Here is a 12,826-nt window from a genome sequence, read left to right on the forward strand (position 1 = left end):
GCCGCATGGATCATTAACTGCTATAAACCGTCCATAAGTCGCTGACTTAGCAGTTTGGTCGTTGCATCCTTTTGCATGTCTAACCAACTTTCATACTTTGTGTTTTTTACGATGAAGCGTTCCCACTCCTCATCCGGTATCGCTTTGAAATCCTCCATAGACTCTACTTTGAAACCAGATTTTTCAAACAAATCTTCAATTGAAGTAAACGAGGAACATTCTTTCAGGAACGTCGGGTTGAATAACTCAGGAAAAGTTAGCTGCGTTGTACTTCCAATCCCTTCAAGGTTTCGTGTTAATCTATTAATTTTATTGCTGAAATTATTAGTCATGTAGTAAATCCTATATAAATATGAGCTAAAAAACGGCCATGACAGACTTCAATCGTAATCTGGTTGATATTCCATTTCTAACTCACCAAAATCGATCAAGTCCGGTTTTTCTATTACCTCCACTTCTTCCACAATCAAATTCTCAATCGGACCTGTTAACTCCCCTGAGATAGTAATCAATATTGCAGAGGTAAAAGTTTCCACAACCCTTTTAGTAACTGATCCCATGAAAACATGGTCTTTATCGATAGAATCATAAACTGATAGAGAGAAATCACCATCTATATATACAGTTATATCAGCATATGCTTCGAGAACCACCCTGTTTTCGTCCTTATCGATCACACTAAAACGATTGTCTGAGAACTCAAAATGTTTAAAGCCACCAGAACTTCCACCAGGTTCCCAATACAAATAAGAATTAGCCTCTTGGTAGGGTGCAAAGTTTGATAATGCTGAATTTAACTCCTCGGCAATATCATCGATAAATTTTTGAGCAACACCTTCATTTAATGCCCTTTCCAAATTATCAGTCAGTGCATAAGGAGCGGTTTCCTCATTAAAATACGCTAACGCTTTAGCCAAATCGGTTTCGTAATGAATAAATTTAGAATGTTCACAAAAACGTGCCCAATCCTCATCCCTCGCAACTGCAAGAACATTTTCTTGATTTTGCTCAGCCCACGACTGAACCGCCATCAGTATAATGGCGTCTGGAAATTCACTTTTTTTCTTTCCCGTTTCAGCAAAAGGAGGTTTAGATGTGAAGTAGCTTCGCAGTAACTCAGGAACAGATACATACTCACCGGTCTCCAACATCAGTGCTGCGGTTGCTTTCGCAAACTTATCTATCCTACTTTTACCTAATCCTTCGATCTCCTTACCTTCTATTAAACTCTTCCTTGCGCAATTAAGTTCACTACCTTCGAAGAATAAATGGTCACTAGCTTCATCAAGAGCCTTTTCTAATGAAACTTTTGAAGCCTTAATTTTGACATCAAGATGCTTCCTTACTTCGCTGTAAATAACATCAGGCAATAATAATTTGGTTTCTACACGACTGAACTGCGTTAACTTGCCAAGTAACCCTTTCTCCATGCGCAGCCCATACTGCTCATAAACTGAAGTATCTATAAGAATCGCGGTATACTTTTCAGCCATCGCCCTTCTCCTTTAATAGAGAGAAAAATAAAAATACATTATAAATCAGCAACTAATCTAGCACACTTACAATCATCATCCAGTGTTAGTAGTGAACCTATCACCTTCCACGATAATAACGCACTCACAGAAAACACATTTTATTATTATTTATCAATACTTTAAAGAAAAGACCAACTCATTGATAGATGTTTAAAACTGAAAATAAATGAAATTCCTTTCAATCTTTTCAGTTTGAGACCTTCACCAAAACCCCTGCGGCGGCGTGGGCTGGCGTATCGGTTTGTAGAAAAAAAAAACTGAAAAATTTTCCTGATCAGAAAACCGCAGGCGGGTGCGGTGTAGCGCGGATTTTGTCATGTGAGCGTTTATTTTGTGTATGCGCTGGCTGCGCCTGCGGGACGTGGTGAGGCGATCCGAATGATGGACATGGCATTAGGTGATTGATGGAGATAACAGATTGTGGCCGGTTTGGTGGCGCTGTATTGCGGGTACAAAAAACCCGCTCTCGGCGGGCGGGTTATACATAATCAAGCGTTGAGTATTGATACCATTTCGTCAATGGTTAAACATCTCCCAAACAGCCTATTTCTTATAGGTTCGAACACTGCATACATTCGACTATAGCGCTGTACCAATGGGCAGTGGGAGTTTAGATCCCTGCCCTGGAATCTGGTGAAACTGTCTAGGTGATTGACCATGAAAAGAGCCGTACTCCAATAACGGGACTCGTTGTTTCCATCAAAACCTTTAAAAACAGGTAACCCTGCAAATCCAGGCATTCTTTCAACTAGCTCTGCTTGATCTGCAGCAGAAAGGCTACCCGCTGACTCTTCCAAAAAATCCCACATATCTAGATAGTTAACGACTTCATCAACTTCATGAGGCTGGTCTTCTTCATCAAACGCGATACCTTGATACTTCCATGATAAGGCCCATGTATGATTTTTTTGGATGGCAGATTTGACAAAATTACCATCGATTTCATTATGACCGTCATTCATACCCAACTTTTCATAGATTTCGCTGAGCATAGTAAGAATTAATTTTTCTGAATTTGTAAGCTTCATGGCATTCCCTTATGGTTTGTAGGAAATTATAAAATAGACCAACTCAAGGAAAAATAAATAGAACCTAGCCAATAACCGGGCTGTACCTGGCTTGCAACGCGCTAGATTTGGTGCCGGTTGCTGCAATAGCATTAGCATTGACCGGTGCGCCGGTGTTGGAATGGGTATGCGTTGCGGTCTGCGCTGCCAGCTCCTGCACCACGTCCAGCGTCTCGATCATCAACTGCATCACATTGATTTGCTGATTGCCTACCCACACCACAGGCGCGATAAGCTCCTGACGCTGTGCGGCGATACTGCGGCGGATATTGCCGATTTTCTCTATCAGGTCTTGCCCTACGTCCCATGTTGCCGATTTACCGACGCTGGCCACATATCCCGCCTGCGTGGCCAGGCTGTGATCTCCCTGGGCAATCTGCACCACGGCACCGGCCATCAGCGTAGAGGTGCCCAATACCGTGGTTTTGTCCATGGCCTGTATCGTGGTCTCTCTGGCCACAACGGTGCGTTTTTCTTCATCGGCGGTGATATCCCGACGCATAGACGATTCTTTAATGGCCTGGTCGGTCTGCCGCTCCCAATCCCCCGCCACCGTCACACGCTGCGACACTTCCGCACGCTGCTGCTGTAGCTGCTCTCCTGGCTTCACATCCGGCAGACTGTGGCCCTGTGCCAGCGTTTGCCGCACGAACGGGCGATCGGGCCGTCCCTCAGTGAAACCTATCTCCACCAGTGTGCCAGCCGGGGGAAACTGGAACATGCCCGACTCACTGCCCGCCATCGGCACCGGCAGCGGGACGGCGGGGTAAACCGGCGTATTCTTGACCGGGTTGCCGTCTGCATCCAGCAACTGCACATCTACCGCATAGCGTGGGCGAAACGGATCGGCAATATTGCCACTGCTGACGCTCTCCGCTGGCCCTTCCACTCGGGCAAAGCGCGGCAGATGCAGCCCTGCGGATAATTCGGGATAGGCGGCATCAATCTGGCGCTGCGCCGGTGTGCGTTGCAAAGGTTTGCCCGTCAGGGCATTAAGCGGTGTCCAGGTAACGGCCATATCATCATCGGTTAGCCGTACTGACGTCAGGCGCTGGCCATTGACTACCACGCCGGGGCGCACCGACTGGATCACCGGCAATGTCATGCTATTGCCCGCCGCCTGGCTTGTGCTGAATTCTGGCGGAATAGCCACAGGCTTATCCGCAAACAGCGAGTGCTGCCAACTGCCGATATACAGGCCACCGTCTGGCAACACTTGCCAGATGCAATCCGTAACGCCAAACGCCGCGCCCAGGTTAGCCAGTAACTGATAGCCGGTGCCGCTATGGGTGAAATGGGGAATGGGTTTGCGCGTGTAGTCGGCATCCGGCAGATGCACAGTGATACCGCTGTTTTCTTCCAGCCAGGCACCCAACTGCTTAAGCGTCGGATGTTGAAACGAACACGGCCACATCCTTTCGAACACGCCCGCCAGTTCACGCACAAACAAGCGTTGATAGCCGTTCTCTGCCGGTTGTGAGCGCTCCACGTAGCCGGTAAACCAGCGCAGCACCAGATCGGTGTAGCCCACATCCAGCCGCACCAGTTTGCCGGTATAGTCCTGATCGGTTTCCACGGTGATAAAGCCGCGCCCACAGGCGTTTAGCTCCAGCACCATGTTAGCGTTGACCAGGTGAACCGCATCCCCGGACAACATCAGCCGCCTAATCGGTTTCATTAGCTGCCCAACCCGTCATTGATCGGTTTCAACACCTTGCGCTCAAACCAGCTTAATTGCTCGTCACTCTCTGCGGCATTGCCACCGCCCTGCCCTGGTGATTGCTTTTGTGCTGCGGTTTTGCCATCTGCGCGCGCGTCCCGTTTCTCAGCCACACTCACATGCTCACGCAGGGTAAAGGTCACTAACCACGCCTGTTTCCCGTCCTGCTTCGGTGCATCGATCGAGCCGGTGAAGGTGGCCAGGCGAAAATTAATGGCCTGTGCGGTAGGGTTGGCCACCCGGTAACGTTTCAGTTTGCCGCCCTCTTTGGCTTCTGCCAGAGCAAACAGGCGGGTTAACACCTTCGCATCCGTAAACGGGATAACGCCCGATACGCGCAGTTCTTTGGGCTTTATGCCCTGCTCTGCATTGGCGGTGCTCGACGTTTGGCCGGATTGGTCTTTTTCCTGAAACTGCATTGATGGCGTAACCGTCAGGCTACGCAGGGGAATCGCCTCACCATCGAGGGCGAGCGTAATAATCTGGCTCATGGATCATGCCTTCCAGTGCATTAAGTGATTTCCCGACAAACATCACCGCCGCGGTATACACCGTTGACGGTTGCGGAATGTCCTTCACCATTTCAGCAGCGATCACGCTGCCTTGTCCTTTAGCGCTAAATACCCAGGCGCGGGCGCTGGCTTGCTGTAATGCGCTCAGCCCCTGGCTGATTTTCTCCAGCAGGTTGCCACGCTCAGCGGCAAAGCTGGCCAACTGGCTTTTGATGGCATCCACACTGCTGGATACCGCCGCTTGCGCCTGTGCGGCCGCAATACGCTGCGCGTTGAGCGCCTGGCGGTTGGTGGCAACGGATAACGGAAGGGCGGCGGGCAGTGATTGGCCTTTCGCCGGTAACTGCATCTTTACCGTCTCCAGCTCTGCCGCCGCTTGTGCCATGCGCGCCACCTGGGTTAAATCGGGCAGCGGAAAAACCGCCGTCAATGCCGCCAGGCGTTGCATAAAATCTGCATGGGCTGCGGCACAAACCATCAGAACCACCACCTGATTTTCACCCTGCGCCGCCTGAATACGTGGAGCCAGATACGCCAGCGCATTGGCCGGACTTAAATAACTGCCGGTTGCCGTTTTCTGGCCTGCGCCGTACACCCACGGATGTACCGGCACCACGGCGCAATGAATGGCGGCCATGTCTGCCGGAAAACGAATATCCGCATCACGCCACATCGGCCTTTGCTCCTCATCAAATAGGTACACAGTGGCACTCACTGATTATTTACCGATAGCGTGATAACACACATCAATGGCAGTACCTGCGCCGGAACCACTCCACTGGTTCCACGCCACAGAAAAGCCCGTCTTTGACAGAGATCGAACTCTCATCACCCAACCATTGACCTCGGGGTTGCCATTCTCTTGAATAAAAATCATTGGGTTTTCTGTAAACACTTTCGGGAAAACGACATCAAGCAGCGCACCAATGGTTAAACCAAATCGGCCAAATAGCTCAATACGGCCATCGGTATATTTTCGCCAATAAAAACCGCTTCCACTGCCTGACTCTGATATCCCCAAAAAGCCGATTTGCTCAGGCGTTAAGTTAATGTCTGCTGTTCCATCAAAGGGCACACCGTTAATTTTACGCGGCGTCGCCAGTTTAGTGGCAGCGGCAGCCGTCGCCGCTTTAAGCAGATAGCGGCCATCGGCTTCCGTTTTATTCCAGGCATTCACATCACCAGCCAGCAAATTCACATCAGCGGAAAGCGGCTGACCGTTAATTTTGATAGAGCGCATCGCATATTTTTGGGCCGCTTGTGCATCCGTCAGCGCCCCAATATTGGCCGATGATAAATTAATATCGCCGGTGCCATCAAAGGCGACACCGTTAATCTTGCGGGCTGTTGCCAGTTTTGTTGCCGCCACTGCCGTTCCGCCAGTGGGTAACGCCCCAACCGATTCTGGCGTCGGGCGGATTAACTTCCCTGTAGGCTTTGCCATTAATTACCTCACAAACTCAATTGATACCACATCCGTGCTTTTAACCGCTTCGGCCAGATACACCGTATTGGCTTCGACGGTGTAGGCATATCCCAGCGGTTGACCGACACCGTTAAGGTGCACAGAAATCACATTGACATTGCCCACCGCAAAAGACGTTTCACCGCCTTTAACGGCTGGGCGTAAATTCTCAATCACCAGTGAAGCGTTATCGCCCTTTGCGCCATCGTTAACATTGAAAGAAATGGCGGGTAACGATTTGCCATCACTGGTTTTAAAAATGAGCGAAACAGTACGCCCAGCGGCCATGTATTACCTCACGCGTTTTCTTTGATTGTTACCTCAACGCCGGTAATGCTGACGCCGTTATCACCTTTAGCCCCCTTATTCTCTGTCACATATTGCGCTTCGGTTTTATTGGCGTTCCCGGCCTGTGCTTTCCAGACTTCATAAGCGCTTGCACCGTCAGAAACGTCGAATGCAGCAGGTAACGTTTTTCCGTCTGAGGTTTTAAAATTTAATGTGACTGTGCGTTTAGCTGGCATAATTCCCTTCCTTGTTTAAAAACTTAATTACTGACTTCAATCCCGGTGATTTTCTGCAACACGCTTTCCGGCAAAAAAAGCCCCGCATCCGTTCCGGCTGCAATCAGGTTATTTTTATCGCTGCTTAAAAAATTGTTGCCGGTTAGCCCTCTAACCTCTGCCCGCAATTTATCGATTTCATATAACAGCGCGTTGGTTTCGCTATCGTTTGTTAATGCCCCTTGCGTTGACAACGGCACATTAAAAACCACATTCACAAAATCACCTTTTAGTAAGGCTTCGGCAAACGTGATGGTGTTTTCTTCCAGCGAATACGAGTAATTCAGCGCCTGTTCAACCCCGTTAATAAAAATCATGCAGGCATTGAGCGTATACGGCGGGGATAGGGTTAATTCGTCCCCTTTCGCCGTGTACTGCCAGGCTGATAAATCCGTTTTGATGGCATAGCGCGTTTTAATGTCGTCAATATCCCGATCGTAACGCGCGCCCAATACCCGCAAATCAGTGACATTACCGGACGCGTCAATACTGGCAATCGGAGCCACATAATGCGCAAAACCCGCCGCATCAATGTAGTTTTTCAGATCGTTGGCGGCACGCAGCGTAACCGCCGTTTGCCATTTACCCACCACGCTGCCCTGGTAGCTGAAATCGGCATAGAGTTTGGTTGAGCGTAGCCCGTTAAGCGTTTGCTCTTGCGTTAGTTCGCCACGCAGCCCGCCGACATAACCGATCCCTTTTCTGACCGTGTATTGCTCACCCGCGCGCACCACCTCAAAGCCAGCGGCCAAAAATGCCGCATTGCCGAACGTGTCCAGGGTGATCAGACGCTGCATTTCATCAATACCCGCCAGGCGGGCAGAGAAATCAATTTGCCAGGTCTGCGCAGAGACATTGATTTGCGTCGCTTCTGCTGCGCCATCAAACTGCATCGACAGGTTGCGCGTCAGGCTATTGCCTTGCTGGCCGTTCTTTGTCTTGAGTTTCTGCTGAGTGCGAACGTGGACAATCATCAGCACGGTATTGGTTTTACTGTCAGCCAACCCGATCCAGTTGTAATCCCAATCGCCCACGCTGGTATCCAGCACCACCGAGTAAACCACCGCGTTATCATTCAGGACGCCATATTGCGTAATATCCGGCGCGTTTTTAATCATCGCGGCGGCGGGCATCCCTTCATCACGGCTGATCGGCTGGTTTTCATCCTGACCGGGGATCAGCGCAAAAATAATCTTGTCAGGTACGGCGGGTTTCCCGTCCAGAACCTTGTTCACATTCCACGCCTCAAACGCGCGGGTCACAATGCTTTGGGCCATATCCTTTCCCTTTAAATACTGGCGGTGTGGTAGTCCGTTACCGCTGAAAAATCCGGCGCACTCGTCACCTGCGTTAACATCACCAGGCCGTGCAGGGTATCCGTAGCCGCAGAAAAATATTCCGCATCATGCGAAAACGCCCCGGCATGAACCTGCGTGCGTGTCTCATTGAGCACATCAAAGTTATAGCGGCGACAGGTACGGCCATACTGACGCACCAGATTCATCATTAACGCGTTATAGGTACTCAACTGCTCGTCGTTGATACCAACCAGAATCACGTCCCAATCGTAGCCCGGTTGCCGTTCCTGCAACTGCACCGCACCCACGCCCAGCCGTTCAAAGATGGCGATAAATCCGGCTTTGCTGCCCGCATCCACCGCGTTGATAAACGCGTGCTTTACCCGTTTGCGGTACAGGCTGATCGGCTCACCGTTAAAGCGTTCGATATCGCGCTGATACGCCAGCACGTCAAGCAGCGGCAACGGGCAGGTTTCCGCATCCCACTGCTGGAGTGGCCAGCGCAACCAGTCGCCCACCTGCTGCCAGTGGTGGCGGGCCGCTCGTAACAGGCTGGCCGGTTCGCCCCTGTCCATCCATGATGGCAGGCGCAGGCTATCCAGCCGCTGCTTAAAATCAGGCATTGGCTGACACCACCGATAACGACGCCAGACGCGGCACGCTCAGATCGCTAACGATATCGTCCAGCGAAAAATGCAACGAATCGATCAGGGGGTATTGGCGGTGCAACTCGCGCGCCAGGTTAGAAAACGAGAAACGCGCATAAGGCCATGTCTTTTTTACGTCAAAGGCGCTGTTTTCCCGAAACGCGCAACGCACCAGGTTTTCACAACCGGTCAGTAATGCCGTCAGCGTTTCATCGGTCACGTTGGCCAGATTGTTGACGTACACCGTCAGTGTTAGGTCGTGCTGCGTTTCCGGCATGGCCATGCACTGCATATCATCGCCGTGGCCGTGATGCCCCTGCGCGGTGATGTAGTCATTCACCGCTGTGATAAAGGGCGCAGAAATCACGCCGGAATCCAGCAACAAATAGGCATTCGCCGTTCCCGGCCCGCGTGGCGCATCGTGCAAAAAGAAAATCCGGTCAATACTCAGGCCCGCCACGGCGGCAATCATGCTGCGATACACCGCATCGGTGTGGTAGTTGCCGACCAGGTTGTATTGGTTGCGACAGCGATCGCGCAGGTCATCATCAGATTCAGCATCAGCCCCTGGCGTCAGTAACCAGTTTTCCTCATTTTCTGCTCGCTCAATCCCCGATACGGCTACCGGCAGAATGCGGTAATAACCGGGTGCCAGATTAAACGCCCCGCCCGTTCCGCTGGCTTCCACCGACACCAAGCCGCTTAGGCTGCCCGCGTCCAGTGTGGTATCTGCCAGTACGCGCACGCTGTACACCTGGCCGTTAATGCGCTCCGTTTGCACCAGCGTTCCGGCAGGAATAATCACCGCCTGATCGGCAGCGGTTTTAAAAAACCGCATCGCGCCGCGCGCGGCCGTCGCAGGCTTGCGCGACAGATTGACGCCCCAGGCGAACACCTCCAAAAAGCTGCCGGATGCGGTGGCCAAATACATATTGGCCAACACCACATTGATTAATACGTCTTTCAGCCACATCACCGGCGTGGTAACGATGGCGTTAATCAGTCGCCAGAAAGGCGACATTTTCGAGGTATTGGTGATCAGCCCTTCGGCAGTAACCAGTTGTTGGAATTTATCGTTAACCGCCTGCGCCGTTACCGGCATTCCGGCATCGCTCAGCGCCTGCTCGTAATCAATCTGAGGTTTAACTGTCATAATCTGCACTCACTTGCAGCGGGCCAAAATCATAGGTTTCTGCGGTGATCCATAGCCGCGTTTTGGTTTCTTCGCTCAATACCACCGTACCGGGAATAATCCGTTCATCCTCTTCAACTAACATAATCAGTTGCGTCATGATGTCGGCGCGTAATGTCGGGCTACGCTCGGCGATTAATTGTGTGGTGAGTCCACTTTCAATAATGGTGTGTACGCAGTCTTGCCCAATGCTTACCCGGTTATTACACAGATTCGGCTCATTACCGGCGTTCAATGAAAAATTACGCCCGGTGATCAGCAGATCGATATATTTCGCATCATCCATTGCGCAGTTCGTCCCATTCCATCAATTTTTCCGGCGTCATGCCGTTATTGGCGTGGATCACCACGCTGCCAATATGTTTGCTGTTATCCGTAATCGATCGCGTATTGTTGTTAATGTCTTTACTCAACCCGCCGCGCTCAATGCCTTTGAGGTTTCCCCCGGTCAACAGCGCATTGCCACCCGGTTTTATGGGCTGCGCCGCCAGGGGCATTACCGGTGCCGATAAGGGCATCACCGGCATTTGCGCCACCGGCTGAATGTTTTCCCCCGTTGCGGCCAGCGTATTACCGGGCATATCAATACTGACGCCGGGAATATGATTTAGCTTTTCGACAATCCAGCCGTAGACGCCCGCAAAAGACGCCTTAATGCCCTCCCACAATCCGCTAAACAGATTGCTAATGCCTGTAGCCACGCCGCTTAGGGTGTCCATCAGCGAAAAATTACCGATAGCCGCCACCAGACGTTCCCAACCTTCGGTAATGTTCGCCCAGGCCAGTGAAAACAGTTGCGCAGTCACCTTGACGATCTCAGCCAGCACCTGAAAGGCTTCTGTCTGCGTAATGGCGGCAATCACCTGATCCCAATGCTGATAAAGCAGATAGCACCCGGCAACCAGTGCCGCCACCGCCGCAATCACCAACATCACCGGCCATAAGGCAAAATTGAATGCCACACCGGTTAACACCGTGGCCATACGCACCGCCAACAGCACACCGCGTAATATCCGCATGGTGGCCGTCCAGGCCAGCACCGCGCGGTGATACAACCAGATCACGCCAACATGGATTTTCATCACCGTGGTGAGTCCGGCCCACAGTCCACGCAAGCCCACCATGACAAAGGCAGATACCCCCATCACGATGTTGACCACCGCACCGGCAGCGGCCAGGCTTAGCACAGCCAGCACCGCATAGCCGATCACGCGGGTGATATTGGGAAACAGGTTTTGCCACCGCACCAACGTTTGTCCCACGTCGGCCAGCTTGTTAATCAACGGATAGAGCACCGGCAGCAACGTGGCCCCCATCGCGGCGCGCATGGCATACCAGACGGCCACCAGGCGATCCCACGGATTTGCCATCTTCTCGGCCATTTCCGTGGCGCGCTTCATCCCGTCGCTGCTGCCCAATTCAGTGATATGGCGCTGCAACACGCCGACATTGCCGTAAAGCTGCTTGATAACGGCAGAACCACCGCCAAAGGCTTCATCCAGTTCCTTCTGTGCTTTCAGGTTGCCCTCAATGGTGGCACCGTACTTGCCCTGCAATTTTTCCAGCATTTGCGGCATCGACAGCATTTTTCCGCTGGCGTCGGTAAAGCTCAGCCCCAGCTTTTTAGCCCCTTCCGCCGCACCGGTCAGAAAGGACTCATACGATCCGCTGGCTTCCGTGCCTAGCGTGCGCTGTAACTCGCCCAGCACCGCCATTTGCTCATCCATGCCGATACCAAAGTTTGTCCCGGCACCTTTGGCCCCTTCCATCAAATCCTTGATAGTGGCCATTTCGGTGCCAAACGCCTGGCGCATGTAGGCCGCTTTTCCGGCTACCCGTTCCGCAAAATCCACATTGCCCAACGCTTTGGCATCGGTGCGGAAATTGGCAAACATCTGCCCCATAAATTCCGTGGTTTCCGCTGCCGTGGTTTTCAGCGCAGCGGCCACAGTGTTGGTGATGGTTGTCATGCGTGGCAGTTCGCCATCAGATAACCCGGACACAGAGCGCTTGATGATTTCCGTAGACTGCACAAACTCCAACGCCGATTTACCGTATTGAATGCTGAATTTCAGGCCGTTGGCCGCCACCTGCTTTAGCGTGGCATCGCTGACGCCCTGGGCTGAGGCAGACAACAGCGCATCATTCATTTCAATCGCGGGCGAAAGGGCATCTTTAATAGCAATGGCCGTGGCAAATAATCCCGCGCCGCCAATGGCGATTTTTTTAAATGCCGCTTGTGATTTATCCGCAAAGCCAGTAACTGACGCTTGCGCCTGTTTAATCGGGCGCGTCAGTTTATCTATTAAGCTCAGCGTAAAATCTAATTGCTTCATTAATCGCCCTTAAATGCCAGCGCAATACCATTCGCCACAGATACGCGCATCTTTTCCCAATGAGAATTATCAAGCCATACGGCGCGGGCTAAATTATCGATATCGTCCGATTCATGCGGCAAATAATGCCGCCGTAAGGTTAACGCTTGTTCGATGAAATTATTGTCGATGGCCCGCAACCGCTCGGTTAGTTTTTTACGTCAATGTCCAACTTTGGCGCGAACTGTGTATTAACCGCTTCGGTGATTTGCAGCGCTGCGCCGGGGCGTTGCAGCAGTTCATCAAGTTCGGCTTTATGGGGTGCAGACACAATACGGCGTAAATACGTCACCGCCGGTGCCACCTTATTATCCATAGACATATCATTAATCAGGCTGTTATACGCCACGATATTGGGTTCAAACACCAATTCTTTTCCGGCAATAGCTAATGTAATTTTGCTCACTTAATTAATTCCCTTTGATTGATTTCGTCCACTAACTGGTTATGTC

The 12,826-nt window shown here is 51.4% G+C and carries 15 protein-coding genes; all 15 read right to left on the reverse strand.

All coding sequences use genetic code 11. The features are described from left to right. Positions 1 to 20: 20 nt before the first annotated feature. The gene (locus tag J5067_RS08610; RefSeq protein WP_264650899.1) at positions 21 to 332 is read right to left on the reverse strand and encodes a hypothetical protein; all 312 of its coding nucleotides are present in this window, start codon (positions 330 to 332) and stop codon (positions 21 to 23) included. Positions 333 to 380: 48 nt separating this feature from the next. Beyond that, entirely contained in the window at positions 381 to 1,493 is a 1,113-nt protein-coding gene (locus J5067_RS08615) for a PIN domain-containing protein (protein WP_264650900.1), read from the reverse strand. A 530-nt stretch (positions 1,494 to 2,023) separates the two neighbouring features. Then, positions 2,024 to 2,563 (reverse strand): YfbU family protein, encoded by a 540-nt coding sequence (locus tag J5067_RS08620; protein ID WP_264650901.1) that lies wholly within the window; start codon positions 2,561 to 2,563, stop codon positions 2,024 to 2,026. Between the two features lie 64 nt (positions 2,564 to 2,627). Next, complete coding sequence (locus tag J5067_RS08625) at positions 2,628 to 4,280, reverse strand: hypothetical protein (RefSeq protein WP_264650902.1); 1,653 nt, start codon at positions 4,278 to 4,280, stop codon at positions 2,628 to 2,630. Beyond that, positions 4,280 to 4,813 carry a hypothetical protein gene (locus J5067_RS08630; RefSeq protein WP_264650903.1) on the reverse strand — a complete coding sequence of 178 codons (534 nt, stop codon included), beginning with the start codon at positions 4,811 to 4,813 and terminating at the stop codon, positions 4,280 to 4,282. Before J5067_RS08630 ends, J5067_RS08625 begins: the two co-directional genes overlap by 1 nt. Further along, complete coding sequence (locus J5067_RS08635; protein WP_264650904.1) at positions 4,779 to 5,507, reverse strand: hypothetical protein; 729 nt, start codon at positions 5,505 to 5,507, stop codon at positions 4,779 to 4,781. The genes J5067_RS08630 and J5067_RS08635 overlap by 35 nt, the downstream gene beginning before the upstream one ends. Before the next feature lie 45 nt (positions 5,508 to 5,552). Continuing rightward, positions 5,553 to 6,278, reverse strand: coding sequence for a hypothetical protein (locus tag J5067_RS08640; protein WP_264650905.1), 726 nt, complete (start codon positions 6,276 to 6,278; stop codon positions 5,553 to 5,555). A gap of 3 nt (positions 6,279 to 6,281) precedes the next feature. Beyond that, positions 6,282 to 6,587 carry a hypothetical protein gene (locus J5067_RS08645; RefSeq protein WP_264627829.1) on the reverse strand — a complete coding sequence of 102 codons (306 nt, stop codon included), beginning with the start codon at positions 6,585 to 6,587 and terminating at the stop codon, positions 6,282 to 6,284. 8 nt (positions 6,588 to 6,595) lie between these two features. Continuing rightward, the gene (locus J5067_RS08650; RefSeq protein WP_264650906.1) at positions 6,596 to 6,823 is read right to left on the reverse strand and encodes a hypothetical protein; all 228 of its coding nucleotides are present in this window, start codon (positions 6,821 to 6,823) and stop codon (positions 6,596 to 6,598) included. Positions 6,824 to 6,846: 23 nt separating this feature from the next. Further along, entirely contained in the window at positions 6,847 to 8,139 is a 1,293-nt protein-coding gene (locus tag J5067_RS08655) for a phage tail protein (protein WP_264650907.1), read from the reverse strand. Positions 8,140 to 8,150: 11 nt separating this feature from the next. Next, positions 8,151 to 8,783, reverse strand: a complete 633-nt coding sequence (locus J5067_RS08660; RefSeq protein WP_264627826.1) for a phage tail protein — start codon at positions 8,781 to 8,783, stop codon at positions 8,151 to 8,153. Continuing rightward, the gene (locus tag J5067_RS08665; RefSeq protein ID WP_264650908.1) at positions 8,776 to 9,960 is read right to left on the reverse strand and encodes a baseplate J/gp47 family protein; all 1,185 of its coding nucleotides are present in this window, start codon (positions 9,958 to 9,960) and stop codon (positions 8,776 to 8,778) included. The genes J5067_RS08660 and J5067_RS08665 overlap by 8 nt, the downstream gene beginning before the upstream one ends. Beyond that, positions 9,950 to 10,285 carry a DUF2590 family protein gene (locus J5067_RS08670; RefSeq protein ID WP_264628236.1) on the reverse strand — a complete coding sequence of 112 codons (336 nt, stop codon included), beginning with the start codon at positions 10,283 to 10,285 and terminating at the stop codon, positions 9,950 to 9,952. The genes J5067_RS08665 and J5067_RS08670 overlap by 11 nt, the downstream gene beginning before the upstream one ends. After that, on the reverse strand, positions 10,278 to 12,335 hold the full coding sequence (locus tag J5067_RS08675; protein WP_264650909.1) for a phage tail tape measure protein: 2,058 nt from the start codon (positions 12,333 to 12,335) through the stop codon (positions 10,278 to 10,280). The genes J5067_RS08670 and J5067_RS08675 overlap by 8 nt, the downstream gene beginning before the upstream one ends. A 187-nt stretch (positions 12,336 to 12,522) precedes the next feature. Continuing rightward, positions 12,523 to 12,780, reverse strand: a complete 258-nt coding sequence (locus J5067_RS08685; RefSeq protein ID WP_264650911.1) for a putative phage tail assembly chaperone — start codon at positions 12,778 to 12,780, stop codon at positions 12,523 to 12,525. Between the last annotated feature and the right edge of the window lie 46 nt (positions 12,781 to 12,826).

The organism is Candidatus Symbiopectobacterium sp. NZEC151 (genome assembly GCF_025962655.1).
Taxonomy (GTDB): domain Bacteria; phylum Pseudomonadota; class Gammaproteobacteria; order Enterobacterales; family Enterobacteriaceae; genus Symbiopectobacterium.